Genomic DNA, 18,414 nt, shown 5'->3' with positions numbered 1-18,414 from the left:
CCTAGGCAGACTGGCACTTGGGCACTGGTTGCAATATGAAAAAATCCTGTATGCCAACGTTCGGCAGTATCCTTTTTACCTTCGGGGGCAATAATTAAGAACATCTCTCTTGATTCTTCAAATTTTTTAACCGAAAAATCTATAATTCCTAAACCTTTTTCAGGTTTCATACTCACCCCGCCCATACGTTTCGTAACATAACCAAATAATCCTTTTGTGAATTGCTCACCCACAATAAAATATGGATAAAACCCCAACTTCCAATAAGAAGATAGTGAAAGTAATATGTCCCAATTCGAAGTATAAGGCGCAGCAATCATTAACATTTTCGGGAAGCGATACTCTTCAGGATAACTAACTTTCCATCCCAAAATAGCAAGTACAATCGTGCCGAATACCTTACGCATGTTTTAGCAATTTATAAACTATTAAAAACGGTATTCACTAAGAAATATTGTGATCTTAAAATATTTTTTTGTTATATAATTCTGGGTGTTTTCCTTCAATACTCATATAGAAATCTTCAATTACTTTCATATCTTTTTCAAAATCTCCTATTAAATCATATACGTTTCCAACACCAGCAATTTTCTTTTTGTAATCTAAAAAACCAAAGGAAACTGGTACTTTGGCATTCTTAGCAATATGATAAAATCCTGTCTTCCATTTCTCAACTTTTCTGCGTGTACCTTCAGCAGGCACCATTAGCACAAGTTTTTCTGAAGCGTTAAATAAAGCTGTAGAATAGTCAACTAAATTATTATTTTTACTTCTATCAACGCCCATAGCGCCTAGCCATTTAAAAAAGAATCCAAAAAAGCTTTTTGTATAATTATCTTTAATTAAAAATTTAGCATCAATACCCTCTAACCAATAAACAGCTAAAGCATATACGATATCCCAATTTGAGGTATGAGGCGCTGCCAACATTACTGTTTTCGGAACCTTGAATTCAGGTTTATAATCAGCTTTCCAGCCCGAAATAAAGAATACAAATTTTGCTATTAGTTTTTTCAATTTAGTTAATCTTTAAAATATTCTTCATTAAAACCAATTAAATATAATGTACCCTGTGCACGGGTAACTGCAGTATATAACCATCTAAGATATGAAATATCTGGTCCATTTGGCAAATAGGGTTGCTCAATAAAAACGGTTTTCCATTGCCCTCCTTGTGATTTATGACAGGTCATGGCATAGGAGAACTTAACTTGTAAGGCATTAAAATATTTGTTGTTTTTAACAGAAAGTAAACGCTTATACGATGATTTTTCGTGTTCAAAATCTTTTTTCACCTCTTCATACAGTCTATTTGAGTCTTCATAAGATAAAGAAGGAGTTTCAGAAGTTAATGTATCTAATAATAAGACCGTATAAAATGGTTTTTGATTGGGATAGTCAACCATTCTTAGTTTTACCTCAGCAAAGTTAAAACCATATAATTCTTTTTGATTTCTTATTTCTAATATCTCACAAATATCACCATTAGCAATAAATCCTGCTTCAGACGATTCTTTTAACCAGAAGTAATTGTTTTTAACGACCATAATATAATCACCTGTAGCTATTTCACTTTCCAAACCACGTATTTTACTTCTTATTTGTTGATTATACTGGTTTGCTCGTTTATTAGAACGCACAATAAAAGCAGTTTCTTCTACTCCAATATCATTATCATAAGCAGTTTGTATTGCATCTTGTATATCGTATCCATCCGTTAAGCGAATAATATCAGAAAAGTTAAGATTAAACTTAAAATTAGTAAAATCACCATCACTCAAATGTGTCCTTAATTCGGTAGCATTACTTAAGATACCAGAATCTTCACTTTGGCGCATTACTTCGTTCAATTCAATTTCAGAAACATTTTTATTATAATTCAATTCTAAAGTATTCGCGTTTAGTGCTGGACTCAAATCTAACTTCACGGGAGGTAGTTGCGCTGTATCACCTATTAAAACTAATTTACAATTTTTACCAGAATAGATATAAAACAACAAATCATCGAGTAATGAACCATTTTCAAACAAACGAGCGTCAGCCGCTCTATCGGGTATCATAGACGCTTCATCGACAATAAATATAGTGTTCGTGTGTTTATTATTTTGTAATGCAAATGACACACTACCATTCTTTGCTTTACGCGGATGGTAAATCTTTTTATGGATGGTATAGGCTTGTCTGTTTGAATAATTGCCAATAACCTTAGCAGCTCTACCTGTAGGTGCTAATAAAACCGATTTTTTACCTGCATGCCACAAATTATTAACTACTGTACTAATCGTAGTTGTTTTTCCTGTACCAGCATATCCTTTTAACAGAAAAACTTCTCGGCTATCTGTATCAAAAATAAAGTTTGATAATCGTAGCAATAATTCGTCTTGAGAGTGTGTCGGGGTAAATTGAAACTTTTCGACCAGTAATTTATAAAACGTATTTGAATCTTTTATCATGCTGTAGAATACCAAAAATCAAAGGTACAAATTGATTTGTCCTTAAAAGTTTTCATCAATAAAAAAATTTTGTAGATTTGCCTATAACCTTAAAATAAATTACATCTAACATGCTTATAATTTTAGTACTCGGGATTATTCTTTGTATTGGCCTTTCTTATTTTATCGTCAACAAAACAAACAAAACTTCAAGAACCATTATATCTATAGTTCTTTGGCTATTAATTATCTTTTTAGCATACAAGATTTACGATGGTATTATGGCACCTATTAAGTTCAATAAAGAAAAGGTAAGTCGTTATGCCCCTGTTATTGATAATTTAAAAATGATTCGTGATGCACAAATAGCACACAAAACTGTAACGGGTGATTATGCAAAGAAACCAGAGAATTTAATTAAATTTATAGATACTGCAAATTTTGCAATTACTAGTATTAGTAATGAGGTAGTTACCGAAACTAGAGCCGGTGGTGTTACAGTAGAAGTTGAGAAAAGAGTAATAGACACCGTGGGTACAGAAGCTGTTAAAAAGAGTTTTGCCAACAGAGATTATAAAAATATGTTTAAAGTACCAGGAACTGATGTTAGTTTTGAAATGGAAACTGATTATGTAGAAAAGGTACAAGGAATTAAATCTCCTGTTTTTGAAGCTAAAGTTAATAAAGAAGTAGTTTTAAAAGGTTTAGACAGAAATCTTATTAAAGCAGAAAAAGAGGCTTTTGGTGGCCCAGAAGTAAGTGGTGAATATATTTCAGTAGGATCATTAGTTGATGTAAAAGTAAACGGTAACTGGCCGCCATCCTATGATACAGCAGAAGAAAAAAAGAATAACGAATCAAAATAGTAGCATAATTAATCAAGCTGATATAAAGCATCTATCCATCCAATTAAGTTTGGATGGATTTTCTTTTTGTGTTTTAAATAAATCACAAAAAGAATATACAGCACTTCATACGTATGATTTTAAAAATTCTGTAAAAACACCACACAAACTACTTTTAAAAGTTACTGATATTTTTAATGAAAATGAATTGTTAAAAGAAAAGTACAATACTGTTACAATTTGTCATATAAATGATTTATCAGCATTTGTTCCGAAAGTTTTATTTAATGAAGATAAATTATCTACCTACATTCAATACAATAATAAAGTATTAGATAATGACTTCTATGCATATGACGAAATAGAGAATCACGACATTATTAATGTATTTATTCCGTATGTAAATGTCAACAATTTTTTTATAGACCAATTCGGAGGTTTTGAATATAGACATTACTCTAGTGTATTAGTACAAAGTCTTTTTAGTGTATATAAATACAGTCTTGATCCACAGGTTTTTGCTCATGTAAATCATACTCATTTTGAGTTAGTAGTCATTAAAGATCGAAAATTGCAATTGTATAATACTTTCAAATACCATAGCAAGGAAGATTTTATTTATTATGTACTTTTCACAGCAGAGCAATTAAAACTGAATCCTGAAAAATTCAAGCTTCATCTTCTCGGAAATGTGCGTAAAGATGATGCGCTATTTACCATGGCTTTTAAATATATTCGAAATGTTCAACTATTAGAAAATCGTTCGAACTATACTTTTTCTGAAATTATAACAGAAGAAGATAAAAGGACACATTTTACGCTATTAAATTTAGTGTAATGCGTATTGTCTCGGGTAAATTTAAAGGAAGACGATTTCACGCTCCTAAAAACCTTCCTACAAGGCCTACCACCGATATGGCGAAGGAAGCTTTGTTTAATATTCTAAATAATCATTACCACTTTAATAAATTAAGTGTTTTTGACCTTTTTGCTGGTATTGGTAGTATTAGTACTGAATTCGCTTCAAGAGGTGTAGCACAGATTATTAGCGTCGATAAACATTTAGGCTGTATACGTTTTATAAACTCACTTGCCAAAGAATTAAATGTCAATATAACAACTATTAAGAGTGATGTTTTTAAGTTTCTTGAGAAAACAGCAAGTACTGTAGATGTTATTTTTGCAGATCCTCCTTACAATTTTTCAGATGAACAATTTTTAAATATAGCATCCATAGTTTTCGATAGAAAATTGCTAAATGAAAACGGATTGTTAATCATAGAGCATTCTAAGCATACTGACCTTTCTGAACACCTAAACTTTTCGTATTCAAAAAATTATGGCAGTAGCACTTTTAGCTTTTTTGAACCATAAATAGTGTTAAAATTTCTATTAATACACTTATAAGTAATAATTTAGTAGCATAACTAAACTATTTCTGTATGAAAAAATTAACGTTCTTCTTATTTGCTTTGGCTATTATCATTTCTTGTAAGAAAGAAAAAGAGCCAAACGAAAAAGAAACAATAGTTGCGAATCTAAAATCATATACTATTGAGCAGATGATGGATAATGAGGCTATCGGTGGTGGAAGCTTTTCGCCAGACAATTCTAAGCTTCTTGTTTCATCTAATCGTTCTGGCATCTATAATATGTATATAACACCAACCGAAGGTGGTGACTTTACGCCTATTACGAAATCAGATAGTGCTTCTGTATTTGGTATTTCATATTTTCCAGATGATGAACGAATTCTTTTTAGAATGGATGGAAATGGAGACGAAATTTTTCATCTCTATGTACGCGATACCACAGGTGCCATTACTGAGCTAACTCCCGATAAAGGCGCTAGGGCCACTTTTTATGGCTGGGCGCATGATGGTAAGAGTTTCTATTACGGATATACAAAACGTAATCCTAGATTTACAGATGTATATGAAATGGATATCGCTACAATGACACCAAAAATGATTTATCAAAATGACAGTGCTTATGGTTTTGGTGGTATTTCTCGTGATAAAAAATACATGGCTTTGAGTAAACCCATTACAACGAATGATTCTGATTTGTTTATTTATTCTTTTGATGATAAATCGTTAATTAAGGTGAATGAAAATCAGTCAGCTAATTCGGCTTCAGATTTTACACCTGATAGCAAATCGTTACTCTACACCACAGATGATGGTAGTGAATTTGCTTATGTAAAGAAATATACTATTGAAGATAAGAGTCAAGAAAAAATTCAAGAAAAAGATTGGGATATTTGGAGTAGCTTCTTTACCCATGACGGAAAGCATCAAATTACATATACCAATGCCGACGCTAAAACAGAAATTGAGGTTGTAGAAGTTGCAACAGGTACTAAAGTAGATTTCCCTGAATTTGAGACGGGTGATGTTAGCAGTGTTGTTTTCTCTAGAGATGGCACAAAAGCACGATTCTATGTTGCAGGTTCTAATACACCTTCAAATCTTTATTCATACGATGTAAAAACAAAAGAACATAAAAAGCTATCAGATGTTTTAAATAAAGATATCAATCCTGTAGATATGGTAACGGCTAAAGTGATTCGTTATAAGTCGTTTGACGGATTAGAAATTCCCGCTATATACTATGCACCTCATCAGGCATCAGCAGATAATAAAGTGCCTGCTTTGGTTTGGGTACATGGTGGGCCCGGAGGTCAATCAAGACAAAACTTTTCTAGTTTGATTCAATATCTAGTGAATCATGGCTACGCAATTCTCGCGGTTAATAATCGTGGTAGTAGTGGCTATGGAAAAACATTCTATCAGATGGATGATCAAAATCATGGTGAAAAAGATCTTCAAGATTGTGTTGAAGGTAAAAATTGGTTAGCAGAGCAACCAGAAATTAATGCAGATCGAATAGGAATTATTGGTGGTTCTTACGGTGGTTATATGACGATGGCTGCGCTCACCTTTAAACCTGAAGAATTTGATGTAGGTGTGAATATTTTTGGTGTTACGAATTGGTTACGTACTTTAAAAAGCATTCCGCCATGGTGGGAATCGTTTAAAGAAGCTTTATATAAAGAAATGGGAGATCCAGTAAAAGATTCTGTACGACTACATAAAATCTCTCCACTATTTCATACAGAAAAGGTGACAAAACCATTAATGGTATTACAAGGAGCGAAAGACCCTAGAGTACTACAAGTAGAATCTGATGAAATCGTTGAAGGTGTTCGTAAAAATGGAGTCCCTGTTGAGTATGTACTTTTCGAAGATGAAGGTCATGGTTTTGTAAAAAAAGAAAACCAAATAGAGGCTTACGGCAAAATTCTAGAATTCTTAGATAAATATCTAGGAGCAGATGAACCTGTTAAAGAATAATAAAAAGAAAACCGCCGTTTGGCGGTTTTTTATTCTAACCAATCCTTAAAATCACGTACGCGTTCTCGTGCTACGATCACCTCTTGATCCTTATAAGTATTCAGTTTTATCTGTAAACGTGAATTGGTATAAGAAACCATATCATTAATGGCATTAATGTTTACAAAGAATTTACGGCTAATTCTAAAAAAGGTTTTAGGTTCTAATTCATTTTCTAGCTGTTCTAACGTTAGGTCTATTAGGTAATCACGATTCTCACTGGTATGGATATAGGTGCCTTTATTTTCACTAAAAAAACACTCTATAGTATCTATAGGTATCATTTTTAAATGTTGCCCTACCTTTACTGTAAACCGCTTTTTATATTCTCTTTCTAACGGATTGGTTAACAGTTTCTTTATATCTTCAAAATTCACCTGAACATTTTGAGATTTTGGTGCTCGGTTTTGATATTTTCTAACTGCCCTTTCAAGATCACCTACATCAATGGGTTTTAGTATGTAATCAATACTATTTAGCTTAAATGCTTGTAAAGCATACTCATCATAAGCTGTTGTGAAAATGATCGCGCTATCTATAGCTACTTCATCAAATATCTCGAAAGAAAGCCCATCAGACAGCTGAATATCTAAAAAAATGAGCTCTGGATGTTCGTTATTGTGAAACCAATTAATAGATTCTTCAACAGAATGCAGCATCATACTCACATCTACACCTAGCTTCTCTAGCATCCTAGATAATCGTCTGGCTGCGGGTTTTTCATCTTCAATAATTAGTACTTTCATTTCTTTAAATTCAATTTTTTAGCTTGCTTATTAATAATATTCTTCCCTATGAGCACTGTGAGTAAAGTTGCTAAGGCAACTGCCCACCAAAATTGCTGCATATTTTTTACAAACCGTGTTCCAACCTCAGACCAAAAAGCGCAATACAATCCAACTACAGACCAACTCATAAAATAATAATGATAGGGAAACCAGTTGTTACTTTTTCTAATTGCAAGAATAATTCCCACAATTACCGTAGCTAAACTTACCATAGCAAAAAAATGAAAAATACTAAATCCTCCAAAATTTATAATAAAAAAAAGCTAGCATTATTAAGTACTAGCATACTTGCTACACGTACCCTACTCTTTTGTGAAATACCGTTCCTTTCGTGTTTAAAACCACTATTAGACCTGTAATCATAGCTAACAACGCAAAAATAGTATGAAACCAACCCGTAGCACTATGTATTATTGTATTTAGCATTTATCTTTTTACTTTCTTTCCTGCTTTCCAAACAGTTTCAATTTTTTCTAAATCACTAATATTTTCAATTGGATTGCCATCAATTAAAATCATATCTGCAATATATCCTTCAGCAATCATACCTCTGTTAGTTAATTTGAAGGCATTGCAAGCTGCACTTGTCGCTCCCTTTAAAACAGCTTCATTTGGTACTTCAGCTTGCGAAATAAGCTTTAATTCTTCGTAAAGATCAGTTCCATAATTAATACCTGCATTTGGTGGGTCTGTACCTGCAAGTATAGGAACACCTGCCTCGTATAATCGCTTAATTTCTTTCTGAAGTTCTGGTAGTAACATAATTTGTGCTTGTGGATTTTTTTCTTTCATAGCTCCAAACACCCTATGAGTAGTCAATAGTGTAGGAATAATAAAGAAATTCTTTTCTTTAGTCAATGTTGACAATTGTTCATCTGATAACGGTTTATCCCACCAAATATGAACAAGGCCATTAGCATCGTTACTTAAAACTTTGTAAGCATCTTCTACTTTAGATATATGCGCTACAGCTACTTTATTCTTCTTATGCGCTTGACTAATAATCTCTTTTACTGTTTCGTGAGTTAATGTTTCACGCCAAGGCTCGACAATTATCTTTATATAATCTGATCCAGATGTTATACGATTATTTACAAACTTTTCAGCTTCTTCTGGTTTTGTTAGTGTTGGTGTAGTAAAACCATATTGAGTGCCATGCCCCTCAGGTACAGTTGCTGCAGCCCCAGCTACAAAATAATTGGCATAATTTGTAGAATCTTTATATGCTTTCATCATTGGTTGTACCATTTCTACACCATGCATATCAAGAACATTCAAAACACCTGCTTTGGCAGCTTCATTAAGGTTTGTAGGCATCCAAGCATGTACATGAGCATTCGTTAGTGCAGGAATTAGTGTTTTCCCTTCACCAGTTACGACTTTATAATTTCCTTTTATCTTCTTGGCTACTTTTACTATTTTCCCATCCTGAATTAAAACAGAAGTCTTTTCAATAGTTTTTTCACCATCAAATAATCGTACATCTTTAATTAAAAAAGTTTCTTGTGCTAAGAGTGAAAGGTTACTTATTAAGAAAACATATGCTAAAAGCTGTTTCATTTTAGGAGTTTTTTAGCTTGTTCTTTATCTTCTTTCATAAATTGTCTTAGCTTTTTTTCTTCCCACTTTTTACCTAATAACGGATTTGTATTGAGTATTCTTAAAGCATGAAAAAAAATACCTATACCCCAAAATAACCAAACTGCATAGGTGCTAAAATCAAATAATGCATCATATAATGTTTCTCCATCTCTGATAGTGTCTATAATTTTAACGCTAGAAATAAAAATATTTACTAGTATATAAATTACTAAGTGCCAATAAAAGCCTTTCATCTCTTCTACGCGCTTTTTTGCTTTATAATAGGCATCACTTTGTAGTTTATCTTCAAAATTCATAATCATATCTTTTATTCGTATTGACTATTAGTTTTAGAATTTTCCTCATCCATATATTCTTGGATCTTACGTTCTTCCCAATTCTTAAAAAATGAGAATTTATATCCAAAAACATAGATCCCATGTAGTACAACAATAACTCCCCATATTAATGGATTCAACCATAAATTAATATTTACCCAATCAAAAAATCCTTTATCTGGATTGTGCATAGTATCGTCAATAAAATCAAAGAATCTTACAGCAAAAAATATCCACAGTATTAAGAATATGATATAAATAAACAGGTGATTGTAAAAACCTTTTATTCTTTTTACATGAACCATTGCTCTTTCATATGGTGTTGTATCTTTCATCGATTTCATATTTTTTATTCCCAACGATCTCTTTTGGCTATATTTCTACGCTCTTCTTCCATAAACTCTTGTATTTTGCGCTCTTCCCAATCTTTATTCATAAATGGGTTTAATTGAAATGCTTTTATAGCTTGTGAGACAAGACCTATACCCCAGCCGAAAATTATCCACAAGAACCACATATAATTCCAACCGTTCGTATAATAGTTCAACCAAGCTAAAAATATATTCACGATTACATATGAAAATAAGCTACTATAGAATTTTTTAAGTTCATCTACACGTTCTCTTGCTTCGATATATTTATTTTCTTTATCAAAATCTTTCATCTTTTTTGGTTTTATTGGTATAGTTTTCTTTGTTCGTTTTCATCTTCTTCCATAAACTCTTGTATCTTACGCTCTTCCCATGATCTACCAAAAACAGAACCTCCTCTAAATACGGTAAACCAATGAATAATAAGACTTAATAAGATGGCTCCTATAGGGATAAGTGACCATGCAAAGTCTGATGATGTTATATAATTAATGACTACTAAAAATACCATCGCAAATAGACTTGCAAATAAATGCCAATAGAATGCTTTCATGGCTTCAACTCTTTTCTTAGCCTTTATATATTTATCTTCTTCTCTAAAATTTTCCATGATTTATCTATATTGTCTTGAATTTTCTTCTTCCTCTTCTATAAGTTCACGTATTTTGCGTTCTTCCCATCCTTTTCCTAAAAAAGGCGAACGACCATTCGCCTCAAACCAATGTGCTAGTACTCCAAAACCCCAGCCTAGAGCTGGAAATATAGCCCAAGGAAAATCGGTCGTTTTATAATTTATAAAAGCTAAAATGGGGATTACAATTATATAGGATGTTAAATTACCATAAAACTCTTTTACCTTTTTTACACGCTCTTTCGCTCTTAAATAGCGTTTGTCTTCTATATAATCTTGCTGTATCTCTAAAGCAGTAGAAACTTGTTTGGTAAGCATTGGTATCGATACACTAAATTGTTTTGGTGTCTGTTCTATACTCATCTCTCGTTTTGTTAATAGCGCATAGCGCTGTGTTATATTTGCTAACCCAACTCCGCTACTCTTTTTTACCACTTGTTTGAGTTGTACATTATTTTCAACTATTAGATTATTATCTTTTTCGTAAATCTTAATATGTAAGGGCTTATTTTCTGATACCGTATTATGTTTTACGGCATTTTCTAACAGTAATTGTAATGATAGCGGAACCACTTTTGCTTCGGGGTTTCGTACTTTCTCAGGAATCTCAAAAATGATACTATCCTCAAATCTCATTTTTAATAATGACATATAGGTTCTTGCAAAATTTAGCTCATCATCAGCAGTAACCAACTCTTTGTTTTTTTGTTCAAGTACATATCTATAAACTTTTGATAATGAGGTTGTAAATCGCTGTGCATTATCAGGATCTTCGTCAATTAAACTTGTTAATACGTTTAAACTGTTAAACAGAAAATGAGGATCTAATTGATTCTTCAATGCATCTAATTGTGCACTTGCAGTTCCTGCAATTACTTTTTGAATTTTAGTTTCTTTACCTACTGCTCTTTTCCAATTAATCATGAAATCACGTGCATGTAGAAAAGTTGCTACTCCTAGTGATAAAATGATATTAAAAAGATGCATCCAATTCGCACGCTCACTAAAAAATTGTGATGGATCATTATTAGAGATGTAGATAAGCTGTATATAATCAATAATAAGCACTATAATTATCGTGTATATTATAGTGGCGACAATACCCGCTATAATTCGTTGATTTGTTTGTGTTACCCAGCTCCATCTTTTAGAAAGTAAATTATTAATAAATCCGTTTCCTAAACCCAAACCAAATGAATACATACCAGTAATGCCAAAAGAAAGTAAAATACCCGTAACCGTGGTTTGTCTAAATACAATAGCAAAAAAGGCTCCTAGTATTAGTGTTACTTTTAAACATAGTATTACACCCCTTCTTAAAGAGTCAAACTGATATATTTTATCTGATTCTTTCATATTTTAAACTCTAAAATTTAATTTTAATGATGGTACTACCAACCAAATTAAATTTTGCATCTTTATACTTAGGCGGACCAAAACGTGCTTTTGCGTTATTACTCATCGCCGTAGGTTCTTTGGGTATGCCCAAAAAATTTGTATCTAATTTGCCATTTTTATTCTTATCATAAAAAGCAGAAACTGCATACTCACCTTCAGGCAAATCTTTTATAATGGCTTGTGCATTGCCTTCTTTTAAGTCAACAATAGTTCCTGCTACTGGTTTTTTTAAGAATGAATCACTCGTACTATATACTGCTACATACACTTTACCCTCTTTATACTTTTTTGACGTAAAATCAATGGTCAAGGTGTTCTTCTCTTGTGCAAATATTGTTAAAGAGATCAAGTATATAAAGATGTATAAAATAGTTTTCATGGTTCTTATTTTTTTCTTGAATTGTATTCGGTTTTTTTAAAATCTGATTTCTAAAACTACTGATTTATTTTCAACTGTAAACTTAGCGTCTTCAAAATTTGGAGGCCCCATACGCATTACATTATTAGAAGCTCCATAATCCTCTTTTGGCATACCATTCGTTTCAAAATCCATTTTTTCATTACCATTCATATCGTGTAAAACAATAATCGCATAGGTGCCACTTTTTATATTTTTAAACGATGTTTGTGCCACACCATCTTTGGCTTTTACTTTTTGAGTTGCTAAAGGTGCTTGTACTTCAAAACCTTCTTTAGAATCATATAGAACGAAGATTATGTCACCACCTTTACGTAATACATTGGTTACTTTAGCATCAATAGAAACAGCATTAGTGTTCTCTTTTTTTGAGCCTCCACAGCTTTCTATGACTTGCAACGTCCATTCTTTTCCCCAGTTAGGGTGTAGCTTACTCTTAGGAGTAAAAGCATCGTATAATGCAATACTTTCTTGTAGTCGTTTACAATACGGCGTAAGATCTTGCTTAAAAAAACGAGCGCTGCCCATTTCAAATTCTGCTAATCCGCTATGTGCTCTAGGATTATTCTCATTAAAAGCAATTGCTTTTTTATAGATTTCGACTGTAGAACCCGATAAGGTTGGGCCATAGGTCATTGGCTCAGCAGCTATCTTCGCCACGTTGATCATCCCTTTCACCACATATATTTCAGAATTATTGGGTGAAAGCATATCTGCTATAGCAATATATTCTTCAGCAGATGCAATTTGCGCTTTACGTTTCGTTGCATCTTTCATACTAAATGAGGTTCTTGCCTTTAATAATGCCAAATGATACGCTGGCAGCCAGTTTTCGGTTTCGGCAGTTGCGATACGTTCTAATACGTTTGCTGCCTCGTCATTTTTATTTTCTTGCATTAAGGCAAATGCTTTTTGCATGTTTTCTTCTAATTTCGTTTGAGCATTGGTTACCTGTGTTAGTAATGCGATGATTAAGATGGTTACAATTCTGATCATGATTTCTAGATGTTTTTAATTACACATCAAAAGTGCGTACTTTAATACCTAATAAAAATTAGAGATAACCGAATTGTAGTTTTTTTAGGATGAGTTGTCATAATAGTAAAACATCAAGTAAAATACTATCTTAGACTTTTATAATTACAACTAAAAATGCCTGAATCTAGCACTGCCAGAAAATTATTAGACTTTTTAAGTCAACTCGTGGATGTCTTCTTTAAAAGTAGTCGTACAAGAAAGAGAACATGGCATCAACATGTAGTACCTTACGAAGAAGGATGGGCGGTACGCCGTGAGGGAAATAAAAGAGTTAGCTCAAAGCATCGTAAACAAAGTACAGCTATACGCAAAGCCAAAACCATCGCTAGAAAATATAAAGCCGATGTCATTATTCATAGAGAAAGTGGTGGAATTAGAGATCGAATTAGTTATGATTAATTTTATCGTTGTGACCTGCTTAAATCCGCTTCAGCCGCGATATAACCAAAACCTGCCCAATTACCAGTTGAAATAAGTTGTTGGTATAACGCTTTTGCTTTTTCTATATTACCATTATAATGATGCCAATTTGCAATGCCATACAGCACAGCTTCGTTAGACCCAGAAGCGCCAGGACCTTTTAATTCATCTTCACTTAACTCACCTTTATAAAATAACAGCAATTGGTGATATGCTGTATTTTCTATAATCTTCATGTCTTTGGTAATAGGCACTAATAAGTCGTTAGCCTTATCTAGATTACCTAAGCGGCGATGTATCATATACAACCAGTGCTTTGAAGATACTTGATTGTCATTATTAGCTGAAGTTGCCAAGCATTTTTGAAAAGCTAATAAGGCATTGGGTAATTCATTTTTTAGATAGTGCGCTAAACCTAAGTGATAATAGATATTACCATGTAGTGTAGATACAGGTGTATTAAACTTATTGGGAATACCATCTGGTTCTATCTGGTTTTCGGTACCTTCTGTGAGTAAAGCCGCTTGGTTAAAATCTACAATTGCCTTATCAAATTGCCGTGTAGAGATATAGCGATGCCCTCTATGGCGATACAAACGTGGTTCTTCGGGATGTAAGGCAATACCTTTACTATAATACTTAATAGCCTGCTGATAATCTCCTAAATACGCTACGCGCCTACCCAACCAGATAATATTATCTATAGCAGTAGAATCTTTGAGATAATTAGCCTGCGCTTCTTTGTAGTTTGCAATTTGCAGAGAATCTTTTTGCGCATCTACTTGTCTTCTTAATAACGGCTTACCTAGTAAGGAGGTTCCTTGTAATGTATCAATAGCTACCTTTTCTTTTTGTACTATTTTAGTATTATTTGAGTCTTGTTTACATCCTAATACTAAAAGAACACCAAAAAACATCATTATAAATCGCATACGAAAGAATTTAGGTAAATATAATGAAGTTACGCTCATTGCACATTGATGAGATTTCTCACCTGCATGCGAAATGACTTTATATAATTCTTTAGTTATTCTAATAGAGCAAATCAATCTCTTAATTACACTATAAGTTATCTAATTGATTACTCTTTTTATCATCACTAATCGTCCAGAAAAAGCCCACAAAAAAGTAACTATCTGAACTTGGTATTACTGCTTGTCTATCAAAATTTCCATTTGTATTAGGTGTGCTTGCATAGTCATACCCAAAAACATTTTGAATGCCTAATACATTCGTAACAGAAATAAAGAGAATTTTTTGTTGTGAGATCAAATAACTCCAATTTAAACTTACGTTATTATAACTCTTCGTTCGATTACTCATAAATTGAGTAGTATTTGGATTGTTATAAGGCCTTCCACTGGTATAACTATAAGTCATCCCTACTTGTGAACGTAAGCTACTAATCCAGTATTTTGTAACTAAAGAAGCATTATGTGTTGTGGCAAAATTAGGCATGGCGGCTATGGGATAATCTCTAAATTTACGTTCGGTGTCTATATACGAGTACGAAAACCAATATTGTAAATTTTTAATGGTTTTGCTATCCTTAAAGAACACATCGATACCAGCTGCATGACCAAATCCGCCATTACTAAAATTACCAACTGGTCTGCCAAACTCAGTATCGTACAATAGTAGTTTATCATAATCTTTATAGAATGCTTCTGCTCTTAGTAAGCGATTATTTTTCTTATACTGATAATTTAGAATGTAATGCGTAGCTTTTTGATACTTAAGATCTTGTGTAACTTTAAGCTCATCATTAATTGGCATCTGGTAAAAGTCGCCATAGGCAAGAGATAGTTGTGCATGTCTATTAAACTTATACGCCAATGAAAACCTAGGAGCCACAGTAAATTCATCAAATAATCCTGAATAATTCGTTCGTACACCTACTTTCGCTGCTAGGTCTTTAGAAAAGTAAATATCACTTTTTACAAAAGCAGCGCTTAGGTTATTTGTGAAACGATAGTTGAAAGGTTGTGTTTCATTCACTAGACCATCCTCTTTAAAATGTGTCGATTGAAATTCAGCTCCATAACTCAGTTTAAATGCATTGCTGAAATTATGTTTTATTTTTGCTTTAGCATGTAGTGCATTTTCGATACTACGAATATTTGTATCTATAAAATTAACTTTAGTATCGCTATTCGTAAAACTTACACCTGTCGTTAACTTTGTTTTAGCACCAATATACCCTTCGTAAGAAGTATTGGTGTACCAATTAGTATTCTTTAAATCTAGTCGTACAAATTCTTCAAAATTAATATTAGGTTGTTCTACATCAAAATTTAAGAATTCAAAAGCAGAATAGAACTTAAATAATCCTTTTTTAGTATGGTGACGATATACCGCCTCGCCTGAGATTGATTCAGGTAGCTTATTCCATTTATTATCATCAGGCACTAACTCATTATACGGTGCTAAATTGATATAAGCAGCATTTACAGTTAAAGCATCTTTTTTCCATTTTTTAGTATGCCCTACGCCTCCACCTACGGTCATAAACGATAGATTGGTTTCATTTTGTTTAGGCTCATCAATAGTATTCAGCAGCAAGACACTTGATAAGGCATTACCATATTCTGCTGAATAACCGCCTGTACTAAACGTAATTCCGTCAAATAAGAAAGGTGAATAACGACCCCGAGTAGGTGTATTGTTTGCTGTTGGTGAATAAGGTTTGAACACCTGTAAACCATCAATAAATACCTGTGTTTCTTCAGCCGTACCACCACGAACAAATAAACGGCCATCTTCGGCAACGGTTTGCGTACCTGGTAAGGTTTGCAGAGCTCCAATGAAATCACCAGCTACACCAGCCGTAGTAACTACATCAATAGGTCCCATTACAGATACCTTCGTATTATCACCTGCTTGAAATGAACCCGCAGACAATTCTACAACATCTAATGTACTAATATCTTCTTTTAATGTAATTATTATATTTTGAAATGTAGCTATTTCACTAGTTTGCTTATACGTTTTATACGTAATAAAAGAAATTACCAATGTCTGTGTACCCAATTTGCCTGTTGTAAAACTAAACTTGCCAAAGTCGTTTGTTGTTGCACCATCATAGGTGTTTTCTAAATATACATTGGCTCCCGAAATCGGATTTCCTTTTTTATCAATTACTTTACCAGAAATTGTAGTTTGAGCATAGAGATTCCCTAACAAAAGAACGAATAAAAGCGTCTGTAAAATTTTCATTGGTGTCGATTTGATAGTACAAATATTTTATACATTGATGTGATATTCTAAAAAGAAATACTCAAGTGTAGAAATTACGTGATGAATTGAAAAAAATGAACCAACTTTTGGTAATGTTTTTTAAAAATGTTTATTTAGTAACTGAATACAAGAAAAATGAGATTAAAACAAGTTATTGGGCAAGTAGCTCCTAAGTTTTTAAAAAGAAGTGTAAGGAGATTAATTAATAAAAATGATTTAAAAAAATTTAATTCACTAAATAAAATTTATTGTGATAAATCCAATTTGCTATCAATAAATCAAATAAATTTAAATCAAATTTTTAACTCGAATCTTATTGATGAAAACTGGAAGAATATAAAGAATAGTATTGATAATTTAGATATTGTTGATGACACAGGAGGAGTAAATCAAGGAGATAGAAGAGCCATATATTATTTAATAAATAAACTTAAACCAAATTCAGTTTTAGAAGTAGGAACTCACATTGGCGCTTCAACTGTGCATATAGCATCTTCTATGCTTATAAACAATAAAACAAAAAATGAAAATTTAAAATTTACAACCTTAGATATTAGAGATGTGAATTCAACAATTCTAAAACCTTGGATGCAACATGGTATGTCTCTTTCTCCAAAAGAAATGATAAAAAAAATAGGTTGTGATTCTTTTGTATCATTTAAAATTGGCAATTCCACAGAGTTTTTAAAAAAAAGTTTGCTAAAGTTTGATTTTATCTTTTTAGATGGTGATCATTTAGCCAAAACTACATATCAAGAAATACCAGCAGCTTTAAATTTATTAAATCCTAATGGTGTCATTTTACTTCATGATTTTTTTCCCAATATGGAGCCCTTATGGTCTGATGGTATAGTTTTGAAAGGAACTTATTTAGCTACTAAAAGATTAACTGATGAAAATGAAGATCTAATAGTTCTTCCTTTAGGTAAGTTACCCTGGAAAACAAAGTTAAATTCAAATATAACTAGTCTTGCATTACTTTTAAAAAAATCTTAGATTTTAAAAAAGACTCTATAAACTAACATATCTAAAAAAGATAATCCTTAGTAGGGTCATAAGTAGAAAAAATATTTTTATTTTATAAATTTAAGTTTCTATAATTTATTCTAAAAGAAATACTGAATTGTATTTTAATCAGGATGAATTATTATCTTGTATTCTCTTTCAAAAATTAAACATAAATAGCCGTACCCTTTATGAAAATTGTAAAGAAAATATTAGTGTTACTTTTAGCAGCACTACTCATTTTTATTGCTCATGTCGTTATCTCTACTGGATATTTTAGAAGCATCGAAAATACTTTTAACGGAAGTGTCATTCAGAAAATTGCACTTGCAGGTGCAGAAGATATTACTATAAGTACTCAGGATAAATTCGCACTTATTTCTGCTACCGATAGAAAGAAATTACCTACCACAAAAGAAGAATTTGGTGACTTGTATTTTATGGATTTAACATCTAAAACGTATACTGTAAAAAATTTATCAGCCAATTTTAAAAAATCTTTTGCTCCGCATGGTAT

Annotated in this window: 23 protein-coding genes; 7 read left to right on the top strand and 16 right to left on the bottom strand. The window is 32.4% G+C overall.

The window, feature by feature from the left end:
- The 3 genes from AC1EUY_RS15025 to AC1EUY_RS15015 form a co-directional block, all read right to left on the bottom strand.
- Positions 1–407 (bottom strand): 1-acyl-sn-glycerol-3-phosphate acyltransferase (locus AC1EUY_RS15025; RefSeq protein WP_480196371.1); only part of this gene is annotated, 407 nt, incomplete at its 3' end.
- 55 nt (positions 408–462) lie between these two features.
- Positions 463–1,017 carry a 1-acyl-sn-glycerol-3-phosphate acyltransferase gene (locus AC1EUY_RS15020; RefSeq protein WP_480196370.1) on the bottom strand — a complete coding sequence of 185 codons (555 nt, stop codon included), beginning with the start codon at positions 1,015–1,017 and terminating at the stop codon, positions 463–465.
- Between the two features lie 5 nt (positions 1,018–1,022).
- Positions 1,023–2,453, bottom strand: a complete 1,431-nt coding sequence (locus tag AC1EUY_RS15015) for an ATP-dependent DNA helicase (protein WP_480196369.1) — start codon at positions 2,451–2,453, stop codon at positions 1,023–1,025.
- A gap of 110 nt (positions 2,454–2,563) precedes the next feature.
- Here AC1EUY_RS15015 and AC1EUY_RS15010 point away from each other — a divergent pair, with 110 nt between their 5' ends.
- The 4 genes from AC1EUY_RS15010 to AC1EUY_RS14995 all read left to right on the top strand — a co-directional run bounded on the left by AC1EUY_RS15010 (position 2,564) and on the right by AC1EUY_RS14995 (position 6,633).
- Complete coding sequence (locus AC1EUY_RS15010; RefSeq protein WP_480196368.1) at positions 2,564–3,298, top strand: hypothetical protein; 735 nt, start codon at positions 2,564–2,566, stop codon at positions 3,296–3,298.
- Positions 3,258–4,115 (top strand): DUF3822 family protein, encoded by an 858-nt coding sequence (locus tag AC1EUY_RS15005; protein WP_480196367.1) that lies wholly within the window; start codon positions 3,258–3,260, stop codon positions 4,113–4,115. Before AC1EUY_RS15010 ends, AC1EUY_RS15005 begins: the two co-directional genes overlap by 41 nt.
- Positions 4,115–4,651, top strand: a complete 537-nt coding sequence (locus AC1EUY_RS15000) for an RsmD family RNA methyltransferase (protein WP_480196366.1) — start codon at positions 4,115–4,117, stop codon at positions 4,649–4,651. Before AC1EUY_RS15005 ends, AC1EUY_RS15000 begins: the two co-directional genes overlap by 1 nt.
- A 68-nt stretch (positions 4,652–4,719) precedes the next feature.
- Positions 4,720–6,633, top strand: coding sequence for a S9 family peptidase (locus tag AC1EUY_RS14995; protein ID WP_480196365.1), 1,914 nt, complete (start codon positions 4,720–4,722; stop codon positions 6,631–6,633).
- Between the two features lie 29 nt (positions 6,634–6,662).
- Here the strand turns inward: AC1EUY_RS14995 and AC1EUY_RS14990 are convergent, their stop codons facing one another.
- The 11 genes from AC1EUY_RS14990 to AC1EUY_RS14940 form a co-directional block, all read right to left on the bottom strand.
- Complete coding sequence (locus tag AC1EUY_RS14990) at positions 6,663–7,418, bottom strand: LytR/AlgR family response regulator transcription factor (RefSeq protein WP_480196364.1); 756 nt, start codon at positions 7,416–7,418, stop codon at positions 6,663–6,665.
- The gene (locus tag AC1EUY_RS14985; protein WP_480196363.1) at positions 7,415–7,672 is read right to left on the bottom strand and encodes a hypothetical protein; all 258 of its coding nucleotides are present in this window, start codon (positions 7,670–7,672) and stop codon (positions 7,415–7,417) included. The genes AC1EUY_RS14990 and AC1EUY_RS14985 overlap by 4 nt, the downstream gene beginning before the upstream one ends.
- 79 nt (positions 7,673–7,751) lie before the next feature.
- Positions 7,752–7,886, bottom strand: a complete 135-nt coding sequence (locus tag AC1EUY_RS14980; protein WP_480196362.1) for a hypothetical protein — start codon at positions 7,884–7,886, stop codon at positions 7,752–7,754.
- Entirely contained in the window at positions 7,887–9,020 is a 1,134-nt protein-coding gene (locus AC1EUY_RS14975) for an amidohydrolase family protein (protein ID WP_480196361.1), read from the bottom strand. It abuts the gene before it with no gap.
- Positions 9,017–9,358, bottom strand: a complete 342-nt coding sequence (locus AC1EUY_RS14970) for a 2TM domain-containing protein (protein WP_480196360.1) — start codon at positions 9,356–9,358, stop codon at positions 9,017–9,019. The genes AC1EUY_RS14975 and AC1EUY_RS14970 overlap by 4 nt, the downstream gene beginning before the upstream one ends.
- An 11-nt stretch (positions 9,359–9,369) precedes the next feature.
- Positions 9,370–9,714 (bottom strand): 2TM domain-containing protein, encoded by a 345-nt coding sequence (locus AC1EUY_RS14965; RefSeq protein ID WP_480196359.1) that lies wholly within the window; start codon positions 9,712–9,714, stop codon positions 9,370–9,372.
- Positions 9,715–9,728: 14 nt separating this feature from the next.
- On the bottom strand, positions 9,729–10,043 hold the full coding sequence (locus AC1EUY_RS14960) for a 2TM domain-containing protein (protein ID WP_480196358.1): 315 nt from the start codon (positions 10,041–10,043) through the stop codon (positions 9,729–9,731).
- A gap of 11 nt (positions 10,044–10,054) precedes the next feature.
- Positions 10,055–10,360, bottom strand: coding sequence for a 2TM domain-containing protein (locus AC1EUY_RS14955; protein WP_480196357.1), 306 nt, complete (start codon positions 10,358–10,360; stop codon positions 10,055–10,057).
- A 3-nt stretch (positions 10,361–10,363) separates the two neighbouring features.
- Positions 10,364–11,737, bottom strand: coding sequence for a histidine kinase (locus AC1EUY_RS14950; RefSeq protein ID WP_480196356.1), 1,374 nt, complete (start codon positions 11,735–11,737; stop codon positions 10,364–10,366).
- Between the two features lie 10 nt (positions 11,738–11,747).
- Positions 11,748–12,158, bottom strand: coding sequence for a DUF2141 domain-containing protein (locus AC1EUY_RS14945; protein WP_480196355.1), 411 nt, complete (start codon positions 12,156–12,158; stop codon positions 11,748–11,750).
- Positions 12,159–12,194: 36 nt separating this feature from the next.
- A complete protein-coding gene (locus tag AC1EUY_RS14940; RefSeq protein WP_480196354.1) occupies positions 12,195–13,193 on the bottom strand; it encodes a DUF2141 domain-containing protein in 999 nt (332 codons plus the stop codon).
- 156 nt (positions 13,194–13,349) lie between these two features.
- On the opposite strand from AC1EUY_RS14940, the gene AC1EUY_RS14935 reads away from it, so the two are divergent.
- Complete coding sequence (locus tag AC1EUY_RS14935; RefSeq protein ID WP_480196353.1) at positions 13,350–13,634, top strand: DUF2188 domain-containing protein; 285 nt, start codon at positions 13,350–13,352, stop codon at positions 13,632–13,634.
- Positions 13,635–13,636: 2 nt separating this feature from the next.
- Here the strand turns inward: AC1EUY_RS14935 and AC1EUY_RS14930 are convergent, their stop codons facing one another.
- Positions 13,637–14,587 (bottom strand): tetratricopeptide repeat protein, encoded by a 951-nt coding sequence (locus AC1EUY_RS14930; RefSeq protein WP_480196352.1) that lies wholly within the window; start codon positions 14,585–14,587, stop codon positions 13,637–13,639.
- A gap of 130 nt (positions 14,588–14,717) precedes the next feature.
- Complete coding sequence (locus tag AC1EUY_RS14925; protein WP_480196351.1) at positions 14,718–16,871, bottom strand: TonB-dependent receptor; 2,154 nt, start codon at positions 16,869–16,871, stop codon at positions 14,718–14,720.
- 156 nt (positions 16,872–17,027) lie between these two features.
- Here AC1EUY_RS14925 and AC1EUY_RS14920 point away from each other — a divergent pair, with 156 nt between their 5' ends.
- Both AC1EUY_RS14920 and AC1EUY_RS14915 read left to right on the top strand, forming a co-directional pair.
- Positions 17,028–17,888, top strand: coding sequence for an O-methyltransferase (locus AC1EUY_RS14920; protein ID WP_480196350.1), 861 nt, complete (start codon positions 17,028–17,030; stop codon positions 17,886–17,888).
- Positions 17,889–18,088: 200 nt separating this feature from the next.
- A partial coding sequence (locus tag AC1EUY_RS14915) for a hypothetical protein (RefSeq protein WP_480196349.1) occupies positions 18,089–18,414 on the top strand: 326 nt, incomplete at its 3' end.

This window comes from Maritimimonas sp. 2210JD6-3 (assembly GCF_056591795.1).
This window is presented reverse-complemented; position numbering and strand designations above follow the sequence as displayed.

Bases quoted from the DNA above. Each gene is read 5' to 3' on its own strand.
- AC1EUY_RS14940 (WP_480196354.1), bottom strand. From the start codon at position 13,193: ATGATCAGAATTGTAACCATCTTAATCATCGCATTACTAACACAGGTA.
- AC1EUY_RS14935 (WP_480196353.1), top strand. From the start codon at position 13,350: ATGCCTGAATCTAGCACTGCCAGAAAATTATTAGACTTTTTAAGTCAA.
- AC1EUY_RS14955 (WP_480196357.1), bottom strand. From the start codon at position 10,360: ATGGAAAATTTTAGAGAAGAAGATAAATATATAAAGGCTAAGAAAAGA.
- AC1EUY_RS14960 (WP_480196358.1), bottom strand. From the start codon at position 10,043: ATGAAAGATTTTGATAAAGAAAATAAATATATCGAAGCAAGAGAACGT.
- AC1EUY_RS14965 (WP_480196359.1), bottom strand. From the start codon at position 9,714: ATGAAAGATACAACACCATATGAAAGAGCAATGGTTCATGTAAAAAGA.
- AC1EUY_RS15000 (WP_480196366.1), top strand. From the start codon at position 4,115: ATGCGTATTGTCTCGGGTAAATTTAAAGGAAGACGATTTCACGCTCCT.
- AC1EUY_RS14950 (WP_480196356.1), bottom strand. From the start codon at position 11,737: ATGAAAGAATCAGATAAAATATATCAGTTTGACTCTTTAAGAAGGGGT.
- AC1EUY_RS14975 (WP_480196361.1), bottom strand. From the start codon at position 9,020: ATGAAACAGCTTTTAGCATATGTTTTCTTAATAAGTAACCTTTCACTC.
- AC1EUY_RS14995 (WP_480196365.1), top strand. From the start codon at position 4,720: ATGAAAAAATTAACGTTCTTCTTATTTGCTTTGGCTATTATCATTTCT.
- AC1EUY_RS15005 (WP_480196367.1), top strand. From the start codon at position 3,258: ATGATACAGCAGAAGAAAAAAAGAATAACGAATCAAAATAGTAGCATA.
- AC1EUY_RS14985 (WP_480196363.1), bottom strand. From the start codon at position 7,672: ATGGTAAGTTTAGCTACGGTAATTGTGGGAATTATTCTTGCAATTAGA.
- AC1EUY_RS14920 (WP_480196350.1), top strand. From the start codon at position 17,028: ATGAGATTAAAACAAGTTATTGGGCAAGTAGCTCCTAAGTTTTTAAAA.
- AC1EUY_RS14945 (WP_480196355.1), bottom strand. From the start codon at position 12,158: ATGAAAACTATTTTATACATCTTTATATACTTGATCTCTTTAACAATA.
- AC1EUY_RS15010 (WP_480196368.1), top strand. From the start codon at position 2,564: ATGCTTATAATTTTAGTACTCGGGATTATTCTTTGTATTGGCCTTTCT.
- AC1EUY_RS14925 (WP_480196351.1), bottom strand. From the start codon at position 16,871: ATGAAAATTTTACAGACGCTTTTATTCGTTCTTTTGTTAGGGAATCTC.
- AC1EUY_RS14990 (WP_480196364.1), bottom strand. From the start codon at position 7,418: ATGAAAGTACTAATTATTGAAGATGAAAAACCCGCAGCCAGACGATTA.
- AC1EUY_RS15015 (WP_480196369.1), bottom strand. From the start codon at position 2,453: ATGATAAAAGATTCAAATACGTTTTATAAATTACTGGTCGAAAAGTTT.
- AC1EUY_RS14970 (WP_480196360.1), bottom strand. From the start codon at position 9,358: ATGAATTTTGAAGATAAACTACAAAGTGATGCCTATTATAAAGCAAAA.
- AC1EUY_RS14930 (WP_480196352.1), bottom strand. From the start codon at position 14,587: ATGCGATTTATAATGATGTTTTTTGGTGTTCTTTTAGTATTAGGATGT.
- AC1EUY_RS14980 (WP_480196362.1), bottom strand. From the start codon at position 7,886: ATGCTAAATACAATAATACATAGTGCTACGGGTTGGTTTCATACTATT.